General features: G+C 42.0%; 23 protein-coding genes. 12 read left to right on the forward strand and 11 right to left on the reverse strand.

All coding sequences use genetic code 11. From position 1 onward, the window contains the following. Positions 1–20: 20 nt before the first annotated feature. Together KS242_RS07230 and KS242_RS07235 are read left to right on the forward strand one after the other, a co-directional pair. Positions 21–683: a potassium channel family protein gene (locus tag KS242_RS07230; RefSeq protein ID WP_217323706.1), complete on the forward strand. Its 663-nt coding sequence runs from the start codon at positions 21–23 to the stop codon at positions 681–683. A gap of 96 nt (positions 684–779) precedes the next feature. Next, a complete protein-coding gene (locus tag KS242_RS07235) occupies positions 780–2,504 on the forward strand; it encodes a pyruvate oxidase (protein WP_217323707.1) in 1,725 nt (574 codons plus the stop codon). Between the two features lie 40 nt (positions 2,505–2,544). On the opposite strand, the gene rnjA is transcribed toward KS242_RS07235, so the two are convergent. After that, positions 2,545–4,212: a ribonuclease J1 gene (gene rnjA, locus KS242_RS07240; protein ID WP_217323708.1), complete on the reverse strand. Its 1,668-nt coding sequence runs from the start codon at positions 4,210–4,212 to the stop codon at positions 2,545–2,547. Further along, positions 4,209–4,421 carry a DNA-dependent RNA polymerase subunit epsilon gene (locus KS242_RS07245; RefSeq protein WP_097040186.1) on the reverse strand — a complete coding sequence of 71 codons (213 nt, stop codon included), beginning with the start codon at positions 4,419–4,421 and terminating at the stop codon, positions 4,209–4,211. The genes rnjA and KS242_RS07245 overlap by 4 nt, the downstream gene beginning before the upstream one ends. A 461-nt stretch (positions 4,422–4,882) precedes the next feature. Here KS242_RS07245 and KS242_RS07250 point away from each other — a divergent pair, with 461 nt between their 5' ends. Next, positions 4,883–5,656 (forward strand): Cof-type HAD-IIB family hydrolase, encoded by a 774-nt coding sequence (locus KS242_RS07250; RefSeq protein ID WP_217323709.1) that lies wholly within the window; start codon positions 4,883–4,885, stop codon positions 5,654–5,656. 33 nt (positions 5,657–5,689) lie between these two features. On the opposite strand, the gene def is transcribed toward KS242_RS07250, so the two are convergent. Continuing rightward, positions 5,690–6,244, reverse strand: a complete 555-nt coding sequence (gene def / locus KS242_RS07255) for a peptide deformylase (RefSeq protein ID WP_217323710.1) — start codon at positions 6,242–6,244, stop codon at positions 5,690–5,692. Between the two features lie 179 nt (positions 6,245–6,423). On the opposite strand from def, the gene KS242_RS07260 reads away from it, so the two are divergent. The 5 genes from KS242_RS07260 to lpdA all read left to right on the forward strand — a co-directional run bounded on the left by KS242_RS07260 (position 6,424) and on the right by lpdA (position 12,242). Then, complete coding sequence (locus KS242_RS07260) at positions 6,424–7,077, forward strand: YkyA family protein (protein WP_217323711.1); 654 nt, start codon at positions 6,424–6,426, stop codon at positions 7,075–7,077. 404 nt (positions 7,078–7,481) lie between these two features. Further along, positions 7,482–8,525: a pyruvate dehydrogenase (acetyl-transferring) E1 component subunit alpha gene (pdhA, locus tag KS242_RS07265; RefSeq protein WP_179106613.1), complete on the forward strand. Its 1,044-nt coding sequence runs from the start codon at positions 7,482–7,484 to the stop codon at positions 8,523–8,525. 3 nt (positions 8,526–8,528) lie between these two features. Further along, positions 8,529–9,506: an alpha-ketoacid dehydrogenase subunit beta gene (locus KS242_RS07270; protein ID WP_077309853.1), complete on the forward strand. Its 978-nt coding sequence runs from the start codon at positions 8,529–8,531 to the stop codon at positions 9,504–9,506. Positions 9,507–9,530: 24 nt separating this feature from the next. After that, the gene (locus KS242_RS07275) at positions 9,531–10,829 is read left to right on the forward strand and encodes a dihydrolipoamide acetyltransferase family protein (protein WP_077309851.1); all 1,299 of its coding nucleotides are present in this window, start codon (positions 9,531–9,533) and stop codon (positions 10,827–10,829) included. A 3-nt stretch (positions 10,830–10,832) separates the two neighbouring features. Then, the gene (gene lpdA, locus KS242_RS07280) at positions 10,833–12,242 is read left to right on the forward strand and encodes a dihydrolipoyl dehydrogenase (protein WP_217323712.1); all 1,410 of its coding nucleotides are present in this window, start codon (positions 10,833–10,835) and stop codon (positions 12,240–12,242) included. A 15-nt stretch (positions 12,243–12,257) separates the two neighbouring features. Here lpdA and KS242_RS07285 read toward each other — a convergent pair whose 3' ends face one another. The 3 genes from KS242_RS07285 to KS242_RS07295 form a co-directional block, all read right to left on the reverse strand. After that, positions 12,258–12,755 (reverse strand): C45 family autoproteolytic acyltransferase/hydrolase, encoded by a 498-nt coding sequence (locus KS242_RS07285; protein ID WP_217323713.1) that lies wholly within the window; start codon positions 12,753–12,755, stop codon positions 12,258–12,260. Next, the gene (locus tag KS242_RS07290; RefSeq protein WP_371747630.1) at positions 12,742–13,146 is read right to left on the reverse strand and encodes a C45 family autoproteolytic acyltransferase/hydrolase; all 405 of its coding nucleotides are present in this window, start codon (positions 13,144–13,146) and stop codon (positions 12,742–12,744) included. The genes KS242_RS07285 and KS242_RS07290 overlap by 14 nt, the downstream gene beginning before the upstream one ends. A 191-nt stretch (positions 13,147–13,337) precedes the next feature. Then, entirely contained in the window at positions 13,338–14,891 is a 1,554-nt protein-coding gene (locus tag KS242_RS07295) for a glycine betaine uptake BCCT transporter (RefSeq protein WP_217323715.1), read from the reverse strand. Between the two features lie 209 nt (positions 14,892–15,100). Here KS242_RS07295 and KS242_RS07300 point away from each other — a divergent pair, with 209 nt between their 5' ends. Further along, positions 15,101–15,934 (forward strand): polysaccharide deacetylase family protein, encoded by an 834-nt coding sequence (locus KS242_RS07300; RefSeq protein ID WP_217323716.1) that lies wholly within the window; start codon positions 15,101–15,103, stop codon positions 15,932–15,934. Between the two features lie 139 nt (positions 15,935–16,073). On the opposite strand, the gene KS242_RS07305 is transcribed toward KS242_RS07300, so the two are convergent. Beyond that, entirely contained in the window at positions 16,074–17,546 is a 1,473-nt protein-coding gene (locus tag KS242_RS07305; protein ID WP_217323717.1) for an aminotransferase class I/II-fold pyridoxal phosphate-dependent enzyme, read from the reverse strand. Positions 17,547–17,670: 124 nt separating this feature from the next. On the opposite strand from KS242_RS07305, the gene KS242_RS07310 reads away from it, so the two are divergent. Then, complete coding sequence (locus KS242_RS07310; protein ID WP_217323718.1) at positions 17,671–17,940, forward strand: UPF0223 family protein; 270 nt, start codon at positions 17,671–17,673, stop codon at positions 17,938–17,940. A gap of 42 nt (positions 17,941–17,982) precedes the next feature. Here the strand turns inward: KS242_RS07310 and KS242_RS07315 are convergent, their stop codons facing one another. Then, on the reverse strand, positions 17,983–18,606 hold the full coding sequence (locus tag KS242_RS07315; RefSeq protein ID WP_217323719.1) for a YktB family protein: 624 nt from the start codon (positions 18,604–18,606) through the stop codon (positions 17,983–17,985). Between the two features lie 156 nt (positions 18,607–18,762). Between KS242_RS07315 and KS242_RS07320 the strand changes: the two genes are divergently transcribed. Both KS242_RS07320 and KS242_RS07325 read left to right on the forward strand, forming a co-directional pair. After that, the gene (locus KS242_RS07320) at positions 18,763–18,951 is read left to right on the forward strand and encodes a hypothetical protein (protein WP_217323720.1); all 189 of its coding nucleotides are present in this window, start codon (positions 18,763–18,765) and stop codon (positions 18,949–18,951) included. 42 nt (positions 18,952–18,993) lie between these two features. Then, a complete protein-coding gene (locus KS242_RS07325) occupies positions 18,994–19,794 on the forward strand; it encodes an inositol monophosphatase family protein (RefSeq protein WP_217323721.1) in 801 nt (266 codons plus the stop codon). Positions 19,795–19,820: 26 nt separating this feature from the next. On the opposite strand, the gene KS242_RS07330 is transcribed toward KS242_RS07325, so the two are convergent. From KS242_RS07330 to KS242_RS07340, 3 genes are all read right to left on the reverse strand, one after another. Beyond that, complete coding sequence (locus KS242_RS07330; RefSeq protein WP_179636866.1) at positions 19,821–19,985, reverse strand: DUF5325 family protein; 165 nt, start codon at positions 19,983–19,985, stop codon at positions 19,821–19,823. A gap of 17 nt (positions 19,986–20,002) precedes the next feature. Next, positions 20,003–20,206 carry a YlaI family protein gene (locus KS242_RS07335; protein ID WP_217323722.1) on the reverse strand — a complete coding sequence of 68 codons (204 nt, stop codon included), beginning with the start codon at positions 20,204–20,206 and terminating at the stop codon, positions 20,003–20,005. A 115-nt stretch (positions 20,207–20,321) separates the two neighbouring features. Continuing rightward, positions 20,322–20,786, reverse strand: coding sequence for a hypothetical protein (locus KS242_RS07340; protein ID WP_217323723.1), 465 nt, complete (start codon positions 20,784–20,786; stop codon positions 20,322–20,324). Between the last annotated feature and the right edge of the window lie 158 nt (positions 20,787–20,944).

Consider the following 20,944-nt stretch of genomic DNA (forward strand, 5'->3'; position numbering starts at 1 on the left):
TAAATAGTGGAGGAAGTACGATGAAGAGAGAATTTGCAGTTATCGGATTAGGTCGGTTCGGTGGCAGTATTTGTATGGAATTAAGCCGGGAAGGATTCAATGTATTAGCGATAGATATGGAAGAAGATAAAGTAAATGAATTCCGTAATATCGCATCTCATGCAGTAATTGCTGATACGACAGATGAGCAGGTTCTGAAAGAATTGGGAATTCGTAATATTGAACATGTCATTGTCGCAATCGGAGAAAACATTCAAGCGAGTATTCTAACGACAATTATGCTTAAAGAGCTAGGTATTAAAAAAATTACGGTAAAAGCACAGAACGATTATCACGAGAAAGTGTTAAACAAGATAGGTGCTGATCATGTAGTTCACCCAGAGCGAGATATGGGAAAACGACTTGCTCACAAGATTATCAGCAACAATATTCTCGATTACTTAGAACTTAGTGACGAACATAGCATTGTAGAGGTGCAAGCTGGCAAGAAAATGGCTGGCAGATCTCTAATTGAGCTTGATATTCGGGCTGCATATGGCTGTAACGTCGTTGCGATTAAACAGGGGAATGAAATAAACGTAAGCCCATCACCAGATGCAGAGCTTGCTGCAGATGATGTCCTCATTGTAATTGGAGCAGACCGCGATATTGGCCGTTTTGAACGCTCCTTGGCAGAAGATTAATGAACAGACTCCAAACAGTTTTGCTGTTTGGGGTTTTTTTATGTCAAAAAAAGGTTACATACAAAAGGAGATAAAAATAGAAACGGAGATGATTGCATGTTTGAAAGAAGAACGGGAGCAGTCCTTGCTGATCAGTTAGTTGACTGGGGCGTGGATCACATTTATGGCATTCCTGGGGATTCTGTGAACGAATTTATCAGTGACTTACATAGAAAGGAAGAGGAACTGAAATTTATCCAAGTTCGCCATGAAGAAGCAGGGGCCCTTGCAGCCGCTGCTTATGCAAAATTGACTGGAAAACTTGGTGTTTGTCTGTCCATAGCAGGTCCGGGAGCAGTTCACTTGATGAACGGATTGTATGATGCGCGAGAAGATAATGCGCCAGTTCTTGCCATTGTTGGGCAAGTAAAAAGTCACGAACTAGGAACAGGAGCCTTTCAAGAAGTGAAGCTAGAGCAAATGTTTGAAGATGTAGCGGTCTTCAATGAAAGAGCAGAATCCTTTGAACAACTGCCTGATTTAATGAATCAAGCAATCCGTGAAGCTTATGCGAACTCTGGCGTAAGTGTGCTGGTTGTTCCTGATGATTTATTTGCGCAGAAGCATTCAGAAAAGCCTGGTAAAACGTCGGCTAATTATGCGAAACCTCGAATTTCACCAGCAAAACAAGATTTACAGGAAGCAATTAAATTGATTAATAATGCGAAGAAGCCAGTCATTCTTGCAGGCCGAGGAACGAAGCATGCACGAGCAGAATTGATCACGTTCGCTGAACATATTAAGTCGCCAATCATACTTAGCTTGCTGGCTAAAGGTGTTATTCCAGATATGCACAGCTATAACTTAGGACAAAATGGGCAAATTGGTACTACACCATCTTATGAAGCAGTACAGGAGGCGGATTTGCTGCTGCTTGCAGGAACCACTTTCCCATATCGCGCCTTCTTACCGGAGGATGTTCCTGCGATCCAAATCGATATAGAACCAAGTAAGATCGGCAGCATTTATCCAATTCAAGTCGGATTGCCAGGAGATACAAAGGATGTGCTGACAGAGTTAACAGCGACAACGGAAGCAAAACAGGAAACAGACTTTATTGAGAAATACCAAGGCAAGATGAAAGAATGGCATACCCAGCTGCATACACAAAAGAAAAGAGAAGAATCCCCGATTCAGCCGCCGCAGATCATGTATGCGCTAGAAAAGAATATGGACAAAGATGCGGTTATTTCTTCTGATGTCGGTAATGTAACAGTTTGGACGACACGGTACTTGCCATTAACGCATCAAGAATTTGTCGTATCCGGCCGGTTGGCTACGATGGGCTGCGGCTTACCGGGAGCAATAGCAGCCAAAATGGCGTATCCGGATAAGCAGGCAATCGCTATCTGTGGTGATGGCGGATTCAGTATGAACATGCAGGATTTTGTGACGGCAGTGAAATATGACTTGCCGGTTAAAGTAATCGTACTGAATAATAGTCAACTTGGTTTAATAAAATTTGAACAAGCAACAATTGGTTCGTCTAACTACGGCATCGATATGGGCGAAATGAATTTTGCGAAATTTGGTGAATCTTGCGGGGGAGAAGGTTATCGTGTAGAGAAATTTGAAGATCTGGAAACAAGTATTAAACAAGCATTTCTATCTGATAAGCCAGCTGTCATTGATATTGTGATTGAGGATTTAGCTCCGCTGCCAGGAAAAATCTCTTACCAGCAAGCGGTTAAATACACAGAATATCTGATTAAAGAATTCTTCTCCTCTGGTAAAATAGAATTACCGAATATGAAAGAGTCCGTAAAACGACTATTGAAATAAGAAAAAAGCCTGAGTTTGTAAACTCAGGCTTTTCTTGTGCTTATACTTCCATGATGATTGGAAGTACCATCGGACGACGTTTTGTTTTCTCAAACAAGAACGGTGCAATGGTATCTGTAATTTCATTTTTAATTTCAGACCATTGTGTCGTTTTTCTTTCCATCACTTTATTTAGATGGGAAGAAACAATTTTTTGTGCTTCGTTAATCAGATCTTCTGACTCACGCATGTATACGAAACCGCGGGAAATAATGTCTGGTCCCGATGCAATGCGGAATTCTTTCATGTTGATGCTGACAACAACAATGACAAGTCCTTCTTCAGAAAGGATGCGGCGGTCACGTAAAACGATATTACCAATATCACCGATACCGCTTCCGTCTACGTAGATAGAACCAGAAGGTATCTTCCCTGCAATTGCTGCACTGTCTTTGCCTAGAGCCAAGACGTCTCCATTGTCCATGATAAAGGAATTGGCTTCGTCAATGCCGCAAAGTTTACCAAGTTTCATATGCTCGACAAGCATCCGGTATTCCCCATGAATCGGCATGAAGTATTTCGGGTTCATTAAGCGAAGCATTAGTTTTTGTTCTTCTTGGCTGCCGTGACCGGAAGTATGAATTTCATTCAATGGACCATGAATGACATCTGCTCCTGCACGATACAGCATGTTGATAATACGGCTTACGCTAATTGTGTTTCCTGGAATTGGTGAAGATGAGAAAACGACTGTATCGCCAGGCTGTATTTGAATCTGACGGTGTGTGCCGTTAGCAATACGAGATAGGGCAGCCATCGGTTCACCTTGAGAACCAGTACAAAGGATAACAACTTCATTCGCAGGTAAGCGATTAATTTGATGAGATTCAATAAACGTATCTTTCGGTGCGTTTATGAATCCAAGCTCAATACCTAAGTTGATATTTGTTTCCATGCTTCTGCCAAAGATAGCAACTTTACGGCCTGTTTTAACTGCCGATTCAATTACTTGCTGCAATCTGTGGATATTAGAAGCGAAGGTTGCAAAAATCAAGCGTCCGTCCACTCTTCTGAAGATATCATTGATACTTTCACCAACAACGCGCTCAGACATTGTGAAGCCAGGGACTTCACTGTTCGTTGAATCGGATAGTAAGCAGAGTACGCCTTCTTTGCCTATTTCAGCCATTTTTGCAATATCAGCAGGCTGTCCGACTGGAGTGAAATCAAATTTGAAATCACCGGTATGCACGACGTTGCCAGGAGGGGTCTTGACCACTACACCGAATGATTCCGGAATACTATGCGTTGTACGGAAGAAGCTGACGGAAGTTTTTCTGAACTTAATTACATCATCTTCGCCGTAAATATTAAGTTTTGCGTTACGCAATAAGCCATGTTCATCCAGCTTATTCTTGATCATTCCCATTGCAAGTTTACCTGCATAAATCGGGATATTCACTTCTTTTAGAAGGTAAGGAACACCGCCAATATGGTCTTCGTGACCGTGGGTGATGAACAAGCCTTTTATTTTATCTTGATTTTGAATGATATAAGTAAAATCAGGAATGACGTAATCAATTCCAAGGAGCTCGTCCTCAGGGAATTTGATTCCGGCATCAATAATAATGATTTCATCTTGGAATTGGACACCATACATGTTTTTGCCAATTTCACCTAGTCCGCCGATGGCAAAAACTGCTGTTTGGTCATTTTTTACAAATTTCATTTCGCTTGCTCCAATTTGTAATGTTCTGATTGCTGCTCATAAGCAAGATGTTCCTCATCGAGCGGCTGGATGAACTCGATGTTGATGTTGCGATCTGCTAGAGTCTTACGTACTTGTCTTACACTCTCCGCTTCCATGTACAAGCTCTTAGTGTCTTCTCGTACCGGAATTTCGGATGGGTTTTCTTGATAAAATACTTTAAATACCATATTTATCTCTCCTATTCTTATGGTTGACAATTGCTTTATATCCATATCGAACGGAGCAAGTCTGTAAACAACCGAATTGCTGACGTAATGCTATTCAGTTAGATCTTGTCCGCACGTTGTAGGCACTCGTCGTTTTTGGCCAAATAAATCTTTCCACCGTTTCTTTAACTTTTCCTTCAAACGCTTGAGCACACGAAGCAACTCCTTTCGTTTCGCAGAAAAGCAAGAAAAAACGTTTACCCGTCCAATCCCTCTTACCTACAGTATAGTATGAAAACGCTAAGATGAAAACAAAAACACTATAGAGTTTTAAAAAAACTGCCTGTAAAAGGAAGGAATGGTTGTTTTCTCTTGGGATTCATGTAAAGATATTTTTCGACGAACCTGCATAACTTATACTCGATTATAAGAAGTAGAGAGGAAAGATGCAAGGGCAGGGGAAACGAGGAGGAGGATATAGTATGGAAAAAAAGATTGTATTCTTAGATATTGATGGCACAATTTTAAATTCGCAAGGTAAAATTCCGCAAGCGACAAAGGAAGCTGTTCAGGCACTGAAAGACAACGACCATTACGTTGCAATCGCTACAGGGCGGGCTCCGTTCATGTTTGAGGATATCCGCCAAGAACTTGATATTACGTCTTTTGTCAGTTATAACGGGCAATATGTCGTCTTCGAAGGGGAAGTTATCCATCAGAATCCGATTGCAAGAGAACATCTGCTGCATTTATATAATGAAGCATCTGAAAAAGAGCTCGCTATGGTCTTTATGGGCGAATCCATTATGAAGGCATCCGAAACGGATAATGGATTTATAAGAGAGAGTTTAGCTTCTCTTGGATTTACATACCCGGAAATTGATAAGGATTATTTTCACCATGAGCCCATTTATCAAGCACTTTTGTTTTGTGAAGAGAAGGAAGAAGAAACATTTGCTTCCCATCATGACCATGTACGCTTTATCCGCTGGCATCCTCTATCCTGTGATGTACTTCCTAGAGATGGATCCAAAAAGGTCGGCCTTATGAAATTATTAGATGCTGCCCAACTATCAGTTAATGCGGCCTATGCATGCGGAGATGGCCTGAATGACTTAGAGATGATTGCTTATGCAGGAACTGGCATCGTCATGGGCAATGCTGTACCCGAACTGAAAGAGCTCGCTGATATTCAGACAGCCCATGTTGATGAAAACGGTCTTGCGCTCGGTCTGAAGCAAGCAGGTCTGATATAGAGAAATGCGCACTCACGACTGAGTGCGCATTTCTTATAGTTCTATTGGTTTTGAATTTTCCGGCTGCGCAAAAGGATCTTCTTGGTTAATTCGGTCATAGAACATCGTGCCGTTCAGATGATCGATTTCATGCTGAAAGACAACAGCAGCGTAACCTTTCAGCCGAAGCTTCACTTCTTTTCCTTCTAATGTAACAGCCTTCACGGTGATGCGGGAATGTCGAGGAACATATCCTGGAATCTCACGATCAACCGACAGACAGCCTTCCCCGCTCATTAGATACGTATTTTCTACAGAGTGGCTGACGATTTTCGGATTGAACAACCCGTAATCATAAAGTGTGCCGTTCGGATCTTCAAAATAAATAGCAATCATTCGTTTTGATATGCCAATTTGCGGTGCGGCCAAACCTACGCCAGGGCGCAAACCGTATTTTTCGGCTGTTTCATCATCTTGGCTGTTCTTCAAGTATTCAAGCATTTCTGTTAACGTTTGTTTATCTTCTTCCGTAGCAGGAATCTCAACTTCCTCTGCTACTTGCTCGAGAATTGGATTCCCTTCCCGGATAATATCATCCATTGTAATCATGTTGATCACTCCTTGCGCTGTTACTTTTCAATTTTATAGTCTATCACAAGTATGCATGTATGACACCAGAATCAAACTGGAAATTGAATTATCGAATTTCTTTCACCATTTTCTTATTTGGTATACAATGGGTGGGACTACATAGAAGCTGTGGGAAACATGGCAGAGGAGGATACGTTTTGCGCAAGTTAGGACTTAGCATACTCCTGATAGGGAGTGCTGTGGGACTCACTGCATGTAACAATGCATCGCCGGAAGAACAGGTTTATAATCACCTGGAAGAGACGGTTTCGCTCGAATCGGGTTACGTTGATCAGCAGGATCCCCTGACAAAGTTGGAGAAGCAGGAACAGGAATTATACAATGAAATCCTTCAGCTGGGAGAAGACGAGCTGGACCAGATTAAAAGCAAAGCAAAAGAAGCAATTGATGTAATTGAACAGCGCAGAGATGCGCTGGAGAAGGAACAGGAGAGCTTAGAAAAGGCACAAGCAGAATTTGAGGAAATTGAATCGGTTATCCCTGATCTGGAAGATGAGGAAGCGACACAAAAGGCAGAAACGCTATACGACACAATGGAAGCTCGATATAATGCTTATGACAAACTTCACAGTGCCTATTCTGATGCACTCGACCAAGACGAGAAACTATATGAAATGTTCCAGCAAGAAGACATTTCGCAAGATGAACTGACTGCTCAAATTGAGAAAATCAATACAAGTTACGAAACCATCAAGACGGCCAATGATGGATTTAATAAGCAGACAGAAGCATTTAATGAACAAAAACAGCAATTTTATGACGCAGCAGGACTAGACGTAGAGACAAAGTAAAGCGTGAAACCCTTTTCTTATATAAAGAAAAGGGTTTTTACAATTACTGATACAGTATTAAAATATTGTGTAGTACAGTTCAAAAACAGGAGAAGTGCGAAGATTCTATTAATAACGTTTTCATAAATTTTTATTAATATCAAATCTAAGTTATTGACCTTTTCCGGCAAGATAAGCTAAACTATAACAGGACATGAATTGTATCACTATTTGTTCGCATGATTAATGTAACAGTTTTGTGTACTTCTGTTTTATCCGGTTATACGGGGGGACGAGATGGGTACAGTAAACTATTGTGGTACTTCCCGTGTTTTTGGAAAGGCTATTACAGTAAATATAGTTCTAGGAAGGATAGGTGACTAGCTTTGAAACGTACGCTAGAAGGAATCGAAGATCAATTTGAAATGTTTCAAATTCTTAACGAAGATGGCGAAGTCGTAAACGAAGAAGCTTTACCGGATTTGTCAGATGAAGAATTGAAGGAATTAATGCACAGAATGGTGTATACGCGCATCCTTGATCAGCGCTCCATTGCATTGAATAGACAAGGTAGACTTGGGTTCTACGCGCCGACAGCAGGTCAGGAGGCGTCCCAGCTTGGTACACAGTTTGCTTTGGAAAAAGAAGACTTTATCTTGCCTGGATACCGTGATGTACCACAGCTAATTTGGCATGGTCTTCCACTTTACCAAGCATTCCTATTCTCTCGCGGACACTTCCATGGAAACCAATTCCCTGAAGGTGTAAACGCACTTAGCCCAGCAATCATCATTGGTGCTCAAATCACGCAAGCAGCTGGTGTAGCACTTGGTATGAAACGCCGCGGCAAAAAAGCGGTTGCAATTACTTACACTGGTGATGGCGGTACGTCACAAGGTGACTTCTATGAAGGTATGAACTTTGCAGGAGCATTCGAAGCACCAGCAATCTTCGTTGTGCAGAATAACCAATTCGCTATCTCTGTACCACGTGAAAAACAAACAAAAGCTAAAACACTTGCTCAAAAAGCAGTTGCAGTAGGTATTAACGGCATCCAAGTGGATGGTATGGACGTACTTGCAGTATACGCAGCTACTAAAGATGCTCGTGAGCGCGCGATCAACGGCGAAGGCCCAACATTGATCGAAACTCTTACTTACCGTTACGGCCCGCATACAATGGCTGGTGACGATCCAACTCGCTACCGTACAGAAGATATGGATTCCGAGTGGGAAAAACAAGATCCATTGGTTCGTTTCCGTAAGTATTTGGAAGCAAAAGGCCTATGGTCCGAAGAAGAAGAAAACAAAGTAATCGATCAGGCGAAAGAAGAAATCAAAGCCGCGATTAAACAAGCAGATGCGCATCCTAAGATGAAAGTATCCGACTTGATCAACAATATGTACGAAGTACTTCCTTCTAACCTTAAAGAACAATTGGAAGTGTACAAAGAAAAGGAGTCGAAGTAAGTCATGGCACAAATGACAATGATCCAAGCAATCACTGATGCTCTACGTACAGAACTGAAGAATGACGAAAACGTTATGATCTTCGGGGAAGACGTTGGTAAAAACGGCGGTGTATTCCGTGCGACTGAAGGTTTGCAAGCTGAGTTCGGCGAAGAACGTGTATTCGATACACCACTTGCTGAGTCTGCAATCGGCGGTATGGCTGTAGGTCTTGCAGTTGAAGGCTTCCGTCCAGTTCCGGAAATCCAATTCTTTGGTTTCGTATACGAAGTAATGGACGCAATCAGCGGACAATTGGCTCGTTTGCGTTATCGTTCTGGCGGCACGCAAAGTGCTCCAGTAACAATCCGCGCTCCTTTCGGCGGCGGTGTGCACACTCCTGAACTGCATGCGGATTCCCTTGAAGGCCTTATGGCGCAACAGCCTGGTCTGAAAGTAGTTATCCCATCCAATCCATACGATGCAAAAGGTCTTTTGATCTCCGCGATTCGTGATAACGATCCGGTTGTCTACCTTGAGCACATGAAACTTTACCGTTCATTCCGTGAAGAGGTACCTGAAGAAGAGTACACTGTAGAAATCGGTAAAGCAGCTGTTAAACGTGAAGGTACTGACGTCACACTTATCGCTTATGGTGCTATGGTACAAGCTTCCATGAAAGCTGCTGAAGAACTTGAGAAAAACAACGTATCTGCTGAAGTAATTGACTTGCGTACAGTAAGCCCAATTGATCTTGATACAGTTCTAGCTTCTGTTAAGAAAACAGGCCGTGTAGTAGTTGTTCAAGAAGCACAGCGCCAAGCTGGTGTTGCAGCTCACTTGATTTCTGAAATTCAAGAACGCGCTATCCTGCATCTTGATGCTCCAGTAATGCGAGTTACTGCACCGGATACTGTATTTGCTTTCTCACAAGCAGAAGAAGTATGGCTTCCAAACCATAGCGACATTGTTGAAAAAGCGAACGAAGTAATCAATTTCTAAAAGCAGAATCAGGAGGTAATTATTTTGGCTTTCGAATTTAAAATGCCGGATATCGGTGAAGGTATTCACGAAGGTGAAATCGTAAAATGGTTCGTCAAAGAAGGCGACACTGTAGCAGAGGACGACGTACTTTGCGAAGTTCAAAACGATAAAGCAGTAGTAGAAATTCCATCTCCTTACGATGGTACTGTTTCTAAAATCTCTGTTGGTGAAGGTGAAGTAGCTATTGTTGGTGATACACTTATCACTTTCGACGGAGAAGGCGGCGACGCTGAAGGCGGAAATGCTCCGGCTCCAGCTGAGCAAGAACAGACTTCCATCCAAGCAAATGGAACTGAATCTAACGAAACAGTTAAAGAAATTAAAGAAGAAGGCCCTAAAGCAGAAGCGCCATCAGGCGACCTAGTTATTGCAATGCCTTCTGTACGTAAATATGCTCGTGAGCAAGGTGTTGACATCAAGCAAGTATCTGGCTCTGGTAAAGGCGGCCGTGTACTAGCAGAAGATATCGACAGCTTCAAAAATGGCGGTGCTGCAAAAGCTGCTCCGCAAACAGATGCTGCTGAACCAGCTGCTGAAGAAAAAGCTACTGCTTCTGCTCCTGTTGTTTCTGGCGACGAGTTCCCAGAATCCAGAGAGAAAATGAGCGGTATCCGTCGTGCGATTGCAAAAGCGATGGTAACTTCTAAAACAACAGCTCCTCACGTTACATTGATGGATGAAGTTGATGTTACTGAGCTTGTTGCACATCGTAAGAAATTCAAAGCAGTTGCTGCTGAAAAAGAAATCAAGCTTACGTATCTTCCATACGTTGCCAAAGCGCTTGTTTCTGTATTGAAAAACTTCCCGATCTTGAACTCTTCCATCGATGATGCGACAGATGAGATCGTTACAAAACATTATTACAACATCGGTATTGCAGCAGACACTGAAAAAGGTCTTCTTGTACCAGTTGTTAAAGATGCAGATCGCAAATCCGTGTTTACTATTTCCCAGGAAATCAACGAGCTTGCAGTTAAAGCGCGTGACGGTAAACTAGGACCGAACGAAATGAAAGGTGCTTCAAGCACTATCTCTAACATCGGTTCTGCAGGTGGTCAGTGGTTCACTCCGGTAATCAACTACCCTGAAGCAGCAATCCTTGGTGTTGGACGTATCGCTGAAAAAGCAATCGTTAAAGATGGTGAAATCGTAGCAGCTCCAGTGCTTGCGCTTTCTCTAAGCTTTGACCACAGAATCGTTGACGGTGCAACTGCTCAAACAGCAATGAACCACTTGAAACGTCTATTAGCAGATCCACAACTAATCATGATGGAGGGATAAGGAATGGTAGTAGGAGACTTCCCAATCGAATTAGATACACTTGTGGTAGGTGCGGGACCTGGCGGCTATGTAGCTGCCATCCGCGCTGCACAAGAAGGTCAAAAAGTAACAGTAGTAGAGAAAGGCAACCTTGGCGGTGTTTGCTTAAACGTTGGTTGTATTCCTTCTAAAGCATTGATTCAAGCTGGTCACAAAGTAGAATATGCACATGGTGATGCTGATCTTGGTATTTCTACTGAAGGTGCAAAAGTTGATTTCTCTAAAGTACAAGACTGGAAAGCTAGCGTTGTAAACAAGCTTACATCTGGTGTTGGCGGTCTATTGAAAGGTAACAAAGTAGATGTAGTATCCGGCGAAGTTTACTTCGTTGACAAAAACACAGTAAAAGTAATGGATGAGAAGAACTCTCAAACTTACACATTTAACAACTGTATTATTGCAACAGGTTCTACGCCAATCGAGCTACCGACATTCAAGTACACTGATCGTGTTCTAGATTCAACTGGCGCGCTTAATCTTAAAGAGATTCCTAAGAAACTTGTCGTTATTGGCGGCGGTTACGTAGGGATTGAGCTTGGTACTGCTTATGCTAACTTCGGTACTGAAGTAACAGTTCTTGAAGGAATGAAAGACATCCTTAGCGGTTTCGAGAAACAAATGACTTCACTTGTTTCCCGCGGACTGAAGAAAAAAGGCGTAAACATTGTTACAGAAGCTATGGCTAAAGGCGTTGAAGAGTCTGCTGATGGCGTTAAAGTAACATATGAAGCAAACGGTAAAGAAGAAACAATCGATGCAGATTATGTACTTGTAACTGTAGGTCGTCGTCCGAACACTTCTGAACTTGGTTTAGAAGGAGTAGGAATCAAAATGACAGACCGCGGCTTGATCGAAATCGACGAACAGTGCCGTACAAATGTTGAAAATATTTATGCAATCGGTGATATCGTAGAAGGACCGCCACTTGCTCACAAAGCTTCTTACGAAGGTAAGATTGCTGCAGAAGCAATCAGCGGCAAACCATCTGCTATCGATTACAACGGTATTCCAATGGTAGTATTCTCTGAGCCTGAACTTGCTTCTGTAGGTCACACAGAGAAATCTGCTAAAGATGCTGGCTACAAAGTAAAAGCGTCTAAATTCCCATTTGCTGCAAATGGTCGTGCGCTATCTCTTAACGACAGTGACGGTTTCATGAAACTTATCACTCGTGAGGAAGACGGTGTAGTCCTAGGCGCGCAAATCGCTGGTCCTAATGCTAGTGATATGATTGCTGAACTTGGACTTGCTGTTGAGTCTGGTATCACTGCTGAAGATATCGCTCTTACAATCCATGCTCACCCATCTCTTGGTGAGATCACAATGGAAGCTGCTGAAGTTGCAATCGGCACACCAATCCATATCGTAAAATAATGGATTCTAAAAAGCCTACCCGTCTTGGGTAGGCTTTTTTGCTATATTCCCATATATAGCTTTCATGGTAAGATCTTTTCCGGCAAACCATTCTGAAGCATTTATATCTAATACATTTCCTTGAGCTAAAGCAGTTATCAATCGTCTTGTTTCAAAAGAATAGGAAAAGGTATGTAATGTACCAAATAAGTTGTCATAGTCATCAAAAAAGAGGGGAGAAGCAGAATCTGCGAAAAGATTAAATAAATCATTCTGCGTCATCGAGGCAGCTTTCTGTTCAGTTAAGAAGCTGTAACGATTACGCGAGCAAGTCACATCTGGACGGTTACAAGCCTCTGCTTGCAAGAAGTGATTGGTACAGATTAAGCCTGTATCCGACGTACGAACAAGAACTGCATTGGGCGATACTTCCAGTACTGCATAATGTCCATTTACATCTCCCACGGAAAAGTTATAGCAAGATGCTTGAGAAATCTGTTTAAATAATTCAATTATTTGATCAGTTGTTCGCACAAGTATCAAGCGCTATCCGGATGGCAGTCCAAGCAGCCAAGCCTTTGCTGAAACCATTGTTACTGACAAAATGGAGCCCCATGACGAGTCCTTTTTCATTCAGGCCATCATGTCTGCCAATCAGTTGAAGATTGTAGCCGATTGAACCATAAGAATCTTTTGGAGACAGAAAACTTAAGCAATGATCGTATAAGTCAGGACCAAAATCATAATTACGCGCATAAATAGCATGATTCACAAAGGCGGAGCAGCCGAGGGCCTGAGGGCGTTGCATATTATATCCAATGTAAAAATAAGCAGCTTGCTGAGGGTGAATACCTATACCATCTGCAATTCCCTGTAGTTCATCAAGAAGATGAGGAGCAAAAGAGGAAAACTTGGTAGTTTGTATGTGGAGCGGATAATTGTTTAAATTGCTTTAGTATGGGGTTATCAGCATAAAAAGCACCTGTTTTTTTACCGATAGTGTAGGAACTTTCTCGTATTTGCAAAATGTCTACTTTAAATTCCACGAAATTCACCTCTTGCTAATTGAATTTCGTCAAGGGAGTCAAACTTCCTGCAAACAAAAAAACAGGAGATTTACTCTCCTGTTTTTTCCTTTTTTGTTGTGGCTGTTAAATCAACACGTTTAGCTTCTTGTTTAAACGAAATAATGAGTGAGACGACGACAAGCACCAGAATAATTGCAAAAGGAAAAGCTGCAATGATGGATGCTGTTTGTAAGGCATTCAATCCGCCTACCCAGAGCAGGATAGCTGCTGTTGCTGATTGAATCAGTCCCCAAGTAAGACGTACGCTCTTGCTTGGATGGATATCTCCGTTGGTTGTCTGCATACCCAATACAAAGGTAGCGGAGTCTGCTGAGGTAATGAAGAATGTACTAATCAACAGCAAGGCAACAATTGAAAGAATTGTTCCGCCTGGAATATTGGATAACAGTGCGAACAAGCCGACTTCTGAGCCTATTTGAGAAATGTCACTGAACAAGTCAATTCCTTCAAAGTATTCCATGTGAATACCTGTTGCTCCAAATACAGCAAACCAGATGGCGCCAAATATAGTTGGAACCAAGAGAACGCCTGTCACAAATTCTCGGATGGTACGTCCGCGAGAAACACGAGCGATGAAAGTCGCAACAAATGGAGCCCAAGCAATCCACCAAGCCCAGTAGAATAGAGTCCAGTTACCTATCCATGCGTTGTCGGTATCATAAGGTGTCAAACGGAAACTCCACTCCGGCAGATGCTGGATATATTGTCCAAGTGACGTTGAGAATGAACTTAGAATAAAGTTAGTTGGACCTAATATAAGTACTGCTACCATCAGGATAATCGCGATAATAATGTTAGCGTTACTTAGTATTTTAATTCCTTTATCAAGGCCGCTTAATGCAGAAGTGATGAATAGCACTGTCACAATAGCAATAATTAATAACTGAAGTCCGAATGATGATTCAATCCCATCGAATACATACCCCAAACCAGTGCTGATTTGAATGGCACCCAATCCTAAAGAAGTTGCAACACCAAAGATAGTAGCAAAGACCGCTATGATGTCAATTGTCTTACCTAATGGACCCAAAATGCGTTTACCAAAGATTGGCTCAAGAATGGAACTAATCACACCGCCATTCGAATCTTTACGGAAAGTAAAGTAAGCAATTGCCAGAGCTAGTGTGGCATAAATAGCCCATGGATGCAGACCCCAGTGAAAGAAGCTGTATGCTAAGGCAGTTGTTCCAGCTTCTGCTGAGCTTGCTTCGCCTACAATTGTAGGAGGTGTATTGAAATGATTTAGAGGTTCTGAAGCTCCCCAGAACACAAGCCCAATACCCATACCGGCACTAAACAGCATTGCAAACCATGATATGTAGCTGTACTCCGGTCTGTCTTCTGGTTTACCTAGTCTGATTTTCCCGTACTTCGAGCACATGAGGAAAATAGCGAAACCAAGAAAGATAGTTGCAGCAATCAAATAAAACCAGCCAAATTGATCAATTAGAAAAGCTTGTATAATGTTTGTCACATTCGCAGTATTTCCGTTAGGAAGTACAGATTCAGGAATGCTTCCCCAAATTAGAAAAGCAATAACGATTCCGACTCCCCACCAGAATACACTAGTTGTTTTTTTCATAAGTCAATCCTTTCCGCTAAAAGCTTGTATATTCTTATGCAAATAACCATTATAACAAATTATCACTTTCTTTAGATACCCATAATTCCATTTAAATAAACCATTATTGATATAATTCTTGCTATATCGACAAAAAAGGTCTTCTTACGTTACATGAGCAGACGTTTCCTCTATAATGGCAATAATATGTCATTTGGAGGGTGTAAGTTATGAAGAGATACTTAGTATTTCCGCTGCTGGCTGTATTATCCGTTTTGGTATTCAGCGGTTGTGCAAATGCGGACCAGTCATCATCTGAGAAAACTGAGAAAAATACTTCCCAAAAGCAGGAACAAGAGCAAGAAAAGGAAGAGGAAGTAAAAGCGGAGAAGGAAGCAGAACAACAAGCGGTTAAACAGGTGGAGAAGCAGGAACCGCAGTACAAGGTTTCCGAAGTTTCTTCCATTGTACCTATTGATAACGCAGAAGCACAGGTAGCTTTGCTGACATTTGACGATGCGCCGGATAAGCATGCATTAGAAATTGCAAAAAAATTAAAAGAACAAAATGCACCGGCAATCTTTTTTGTGAACGGACATTTTTTAACAACTGATGAAGAAAAAGAAACGTTGAAGAAGATACATGACATGGGTTTTGCCATTGGTAACCATACATATAGTCATGCGAACCTAAACGACTTAACACAAGAAGAAACAAAAGAAGAAATCTTAAAAGTAAACAAACTGGTAGAAGAAATTACAGGGGAGAAGCCAGCATTCTTCCGTGCACCATTTGGAGAAAACACGGATTACTCTAGACAGCTGGCTGAAGAAGAGGGGATGGCAGTCATGAACTGGACTTATGGATATGATTGGGTAAGTCAGTATCAAGACAAAGCTGCGCTGGCAGATATAATGGTAAACACAGAATTGCTCGGAAATGGTGCAAATCTGCTTATGCATGACCGAGAATGGACAGCAGCAGCTGTTCCTGAAATTGTGAAAGGCTTAAGAGATAAAGGCTTCACACTAGTAGATCCAGATACAATTGAAAGGCCGGCTTAACTAGGATTGATTAAACAAAAATCCGAGCTATCTCAATTCTTTGATAAGAATTGACGCAGCTCGGATTTTTTTGCGTTTAGAGCAGGAAGTGAAGCGGTACAATAAATGTTCTTAGGACAAATGTAGTTTTGCCGTTTTGTTACCGAAATGCACGATGTTCTTTAATGACACGAATGTATTCGCTCGATTCATCCATCAACCCTTGTACGGGAAGACCTGCTTCTATATTGCTTTTAATATAGCTAATATTTTCAGCACTTATGATTTCGCCGGGAATGAAAATCGGGATGCCTGGCGGATAGACCATAATAGATTCAGCACTAATTCTCCCTTCAGATTCCGTTAGCGGAATTGCTTCTGTGTCAGCATAAAACGCATCACGAGGACTAAGTGACAAAACGGGCATTTCAGGAACAGAGACTTCGATATTAGAAACAGAAACGCCTCCTTGATGTAATGCTGCCAGGTCTGCTAAAGCACTCAACAGCTGCTGTGTTTCCTTTTCTGTGTCGCCAGGAGTAATTAAGAACAGCAAGTTGTATAAATCAGAAAGCTCTACTTCCATATTTTTTTCTTGTCGCAGCCACCGCTCTGCATCACTTCCAGAAATGCCAAGCTGTTTAACGGACACAAGCAGCTTCGTCGGATCCATAGCAAACGCAGCTTCTGAATCAAGTATTTCTGCTCCAGCACAATACAGACCAGTAATAGCATTGATTTGCTGTCGTGCATCATTTGCAAGCTGGATTGTACGCGTGTTCATCTCCACACCTTTCGTAGCAAGCTGGCGGCGCGCTGCATCCAACGATGCCAGCAGGATATAAGAGGTGCTTGTCGAAGTAAGCATGGAAAGCACCGTTTGGACTTGCTCGTGCCGTACAAGTCCTTCACGCAGATTCAATATAGAACTTTGCGTTAAAGAACCGCCCAGTTTGTGAACACTTGTTGCCGCCAAATCTGCTCCAGCTACCATAGCAGAAACAGGCATTTGTTCATGAAAGTGAATATGAACACCGTGGGCTTCATCGACTAGAACTGGAACACTATATCGATGTGACACCTCTACAATTTTAGTAAGATCCGCCGCAACACCAAAGTACGTCGGGTTAATGACAAGGACGCCTTTAGCTTCAGGATTCGCCTCTAAGGCCTTCTCAACAGCAGCAGGTGTAATCCCATGCGAGATGCCAAGCTGATGATCCAGCTGCGGATGTACGAAAATAGGTATAGCTCCAGAAAAAATTAATGCACTCGTAACAGATTTATGCACATTCCGTGGAACAATAATTTTGTCACCAGGTTTGCACACACTCATTACCATCGCCATAATGGGAGTGCTTGTACCTTGAACAGAGAAGAAGGTATAATCCGCACCAAATGCTTTGGCTGCAAGCTGCTGTGCTTCTTGAATCATGCCGCGCGGATGATGCAGATCATCCAATGGTTCTATATTGATTAAATCAATGGAAAGCGTGTTTTCACCGATAAAAGCCGAAAATGCACTGTCCATCCCTTTGCCGGTTTTATGTCCAGGTATATGGAATTGAAGTGGTTTGTTCGCGGCATGCTTACGCAAGCCTTCGAACAATGGTGCTTGTTCTTGTGAACACATCTTTGCTGACACCCTCTTTACTTGTTAAAAACAAAAGAATTATAGCAGAACTAGCTTGTGATTACTAGCTTCGCATGGATTGCTCTTTTCGTGTTACACTATTATCCAGAGAAGGAGGGGTAAAATGAGCTATAGCTATCCATTAGATGAAACGTGGACAAAAGAAGAAATTATTGATGTTGTCAATTTCTTTTCCTTAGTCGAGCGTACATATGAAGATGGTATTTTGCGGGATGAGTTGCTGCTTGCATATGAGCGCTTCAAACAGATAGTACCTTCCAAGTCAGAAGAAAAACAATTGGGAGCGCAATTTGAAAAAGACTTTGGTTACTCTAGTTATCGAGCCGTTCAAAAAGCAAAAGCTGCATCTCCAGGAGAAAAAATAAAAATGTAAAGCAAAATCCCCCTCCAGGCCAGGAAGGGGATTTGTTATTTATTAAGCATGTTGATGCGCTGCTTGTTCGTATAAAACAGCTGTATGTTTCAAGACATCTTGACACACCTTAAGAAATGCTTCTTTTGAAGCAAGCGCAGAATCGTCAGGCTGCAGATGAACACCGCAAACCAACTCCGATTTCTTAATATGCTGCAAACGTTCTGCTATTTTATCATACAATTCATCGGAGATAGGAGAAGCATCTGGCTTCATATGATCCATTGACCAGACGTAGTGGGCTGGGATTGTATTTAGAATCTGCTGTTTTGCTTCTGCCATTTTGAGGCCGACAGTTTCTTTCAATGGGCTTTCATAAATAAGAGCAAATTGCACAAATACATGACTGCCCCAAAGACCTATTTGGAAATGTGGAAGCTTTTTGTATCCTCGCTTACTGGATGCTAAAGCCGACCATGTATCTTTTGGAGGGTTTTTCGTACGGCGAGCATGCTTTGCAACATGTACATACATATCTTCATCCGTTACTTGCTCTGCAAAAGGAGCCAGTTCATTCGCGAGCATCTCTAACTTTGGAGACAGCCGGCTACGCAGCTCTTCCATTCTTTCTTCCAATCCATCTATCGTAAATACATCAAAATCCTGTTGAGTAAATAATGCTGACATCTGTGTCACTCCTTGCCGAAATCTGTCCGTTAAATCTTTTTTATCATACCTGTCATATAGGAAGATTGCAAGCAAGGAAAGGTTTACAAACGGCACAACAGTGGTAAAAAGAAACAACTTGGCTAAATGATAAATCGATGAAGGAGGGGGAAGAAAATGCGTGATGTAGTGGAAGCATTACGGAGAAGAGAAGCAGAGGAAAAAGTGCCGGCCATTCGTCTGGAAATCGATTATCAGCTTGTTACGTTGCATGATGCTATGCAGGAGGAAGATAGGGCGGTAATCGAAGAAACGAAAGCTAGACTGTTTATGCTGCGGGAGCGACTGAATCAATTCGAACGATAAGATTTTTTATGTTAAGCTAGTGGAAAGAATGGGGGAGCACAGATGGAGCAATCATTGAAGCATACATTACATGAACAGGCCTATCAATGGGTGCTGGAAGCGGGACAGCTGATTAAAGATAAAATGGACACACCGTTGGAAATCATGACAAAGTCAAGCCCAAAAGATCTTGTGACTGAAATGGATAAAGCGGTAGAGTCCTTCTTCTTAGAGAAGATCGAAGAAAATTATCCAAATCACAATGTCTTAGGTGAAGAAGGCGTTGGAAAAGCTGCGCGTGAGACGACCGGTACCGTCTGGATCATCGACCCGATCGACGGAACAATGAATTTTGTCCACCAGAAGACTAATTTTGCTGTCTCAATTGGAATAATTCATGAAGGCAAAGCGGAAATTGGTTTGATTTACAACGTGATGGAGGGCACCATTTATCATGCAAAACGAGGAGAAGGTGCTTTTAAAAATGATAAGCAGCTTCCAAAACTTCCGGAGAAAACGCTCGATCAATGTTTGATTGAATTGAATCATTTTTGGTTATGCCCAAACCGTCGTGTAAATGAAGTAAAGCTCCAGCAGCTAGTATACAAAGCAATAGGAACGAGAGCTTATGGTTCAGCTGCATTAGAACTTGCTTTTATTGCTGAAGGTATTACGGATGCTTATTTGACTTTCAGTTTACAGCCTTGGGATTATGCGGGCGGTTATGTTTTATTAGAAGAAGTAGGAGCTAAATTGACGAATGCTGCAGGACAGCCAGTCGATTTCTTAAGCAGTACAACAGTAGTAGCTGCAAATGCGAGTATTCATCAAGAATTAATTGATGATTATATTGAATTAAAATAAAAAAAAGACGGAGACTCCGTCTTTTTTTATTGCCCTTTTCTTTTGGCAAAAATGCCAGCTCCCATAATGACGAAACCGGCTAGGATGGCCACTGTCATCCAGCCGTAATTCTGGTAGCTGATCGTCACGCCTGCTGCTACAAAACAGGCAATTACCAAAATGGCAGTTAATAAAGCTAGTCCTTTTGACATCGTTTCACCTCATTTAATTAAATTAAAGGTTCATCTGTCTTTGATTCCCGGTACAATTGAAAGTTGCCGGTTGCTTTTCGTTCATTCGTCCGTCTTGTAATGCGCTCTGTACAAGCTGTACACATATGCATGGTGTTACGGCGATTGCGCAGCTTCTTCGCTTGCGGACTTCCATCATCTATTTCTTCGACTATATCGCAAATTACGCACTTTACTCGCATGCTATCACCTCAGAAAGTATAATACTTTTTCAGTTTACCATACGAAGCGACTTTGTGCTTTGGTTTGCGCCGGCCCTCGCATCTTACCCAATAGGAGGCATCGCTATACAGCAGCTTAGCTGATACGAATTTGGCGGATTGCCTTTATAGGTTGTTCTTTCTTGCTCGGAAGGTAGCAGTGAGCAGGGCCAGTTTCTTTAATGCTGCGTCCGTCTACTGCAAATAGAAACATACTTTCCTTGAAATCGTCCAAACCGACGCTTTCTTCTCCGGTTTCTGTCACGAACACGGCATGTGTTGCGTCATCGTGTACGTTAGCAGTAGCGATAAAATCAGCAATTGGCATCACATAGCTGTTCTCCAGCGCTTTTTTTCGTTCTTCTCGTGTCAGACTTTTATTAATAGGCGGTTTCATCTTTTGTTGGTAAATAGATCGATCCCAATGTTTCTCTTCGGTATCAGGATCGGGTTCAGCCTCTTTAAAAGCGTTTTCAAAAAGGACTTTGCGATCATCAAAAATCCAGACTGATGGGTCAAGTGTAAGTGGAAATTCCACCTTGCCTGTCAATGTAATTATCATATGGAGACACTTCCTTTAACAGAATATACTCTCTTTTTGAACAACATATTGGTAGTTTAACATAAGTATTGCGTCGAATGACAAAGATTCGACAAAATTAATAGGTGGACGTGTCTTGCAATTTAGCAGGAGTACCGCTAGAATTGTATAGAAGAAGT

This window comes from Terribacillus sp. DMT04 (assembly GCF_019056395.1).
GTDB lineage: Bacteria > Bacillota > Bacilli > Bacillales > Amphibacillaceae > Terribacillus > Terribacillus aidingensis_A.

Bases quoted from the DNA above. Each gene is read 5' to 3' on its own strand.
- pdhA (WP_179106613.1), top strand. From the start codon at position 7,482: ATGTTTCAAATTCTTAACGAAGATGGCGAAGTCGTAAACGAAGAAGCT.
- KS242_RS07320 (WP_217323720.1), top strand. From the start codon at position 18,763: ATGCGTGATGTAGTGGAAGCATTACGGAGAAGAGAAGCAGAGGAAAAA.
- KS242_RS07230 (WP_217323706.1), top strand. From the start codon at position 21: ATGAAGAGAGAATTTGCAGTTATCGGATTAGGTCGGTTCGGTGGCAGT.
- KS242_RS07310 (WP_217323718.1), top strand. From the start codon at position 17,671: ATGAGCTATAGCTATCCATTAGATGAAACGTGGACAAAAGAAGAAATT.
- KS242_RS07250 (WP_217323709.1), top strand. From the start codon at position 4,883: ATGGAAAAAAAGATTGTATTCTTAGATATTGATGGCACAATTTTAAAT.
- KS242_RS07295 (WP_217323715.1), bottom strand. From the start codon at position 14,891: ATGAAAAAAACAACTAGTGTATTCTGGTGGGGAGTCGGAATCGTTATT.
- KS242_RS07235 (WP_217323707.1), top strand. From the start codon at position 780: ATGTTTGAAAGAAGAACGGGAGCAGTCCTTGCTGATCAGTTAGTTGAC.
- KS242_RS07325 (WP_217323721.1), top strand. From the start codon at position 18,994: ATGGAGCAATCATTGAAGCATACATTACATGAACAGGCCTATCAATGG.
- lpdA (WP_217323712.1), top strand. From the start codon at position 10,833: ATGGTAGTAGGAGACTTCCCAATCGAATTAGATACACTTGTGGTAGGT.
- KS242_RS07315 (WP_217323719.1), bottom strand. From the start codon at position 18,606: ATGTCAGCATTATTTACTCAACAGGATTTTGATGTATTTACGATAGAT.
- def (WP_217323710.1), bottom strand. From the start codon at position 6,244: ATGATTACAATGGATGATATTATCCGGGAAGGGAATCCAATTCTCGAG.
- KS242_RS07300 (WP_217323716.1), top strand. From the start codon at position 15,101: ATGAAGAGATACTTAGTATTTCCGCTGCTGGCTGTATTATCCGTTTTG.
- KS242_RS07305 (WP_217323717.1), bottom strand. From the start codon at position 17,546: ATGTGTTCACAAGAACAAGCACCATTGTTCGAAGGCTTGCGTAAGCAT.
- KS242_RS07335 (WP_217323722.1), bottom strand. From the start codon at position 20,206: ATGCGAGTAAAGTGCGTAATTTGCGATATAGTCGAAGAAATAGATGAT.
- rnjA (WP_217323708.1), bottom strand. From the start codon at position 4,212: ATGAAATTTGTAAAAAATGACCAAACAGCAGTTTTTGCCATCGGCGGA.
- KS242_RS07340 (WP_217323723.1), bottom strand. From the start codon at position 20,786: ATGATAATTACATTGACAGGCAAGGTGGAATTTCCACTTACACTTGAC.
- KS242_RS07270 (WP_077309853.1), top strand. From the start codon at position 8,529: ATGGCACAAATGACAATGATCCAAGCAATCACTGATGCTCTACGTACA.
- KS242_RS07245 (WP_097040186.1), bottom strand. From the start codon at position 4,421: ATGGTATTTAAAGTATTTTATCAAGAAAACCCATCCGAAATTCCGGTA.
- KS242_RS07330 (WP_179636866.1), bottom strand. From the start codon at position 19,985: ATGTCAAAAGGACTAGCTTTATTAACTGCCATTTTGGTAATTGCCTGT.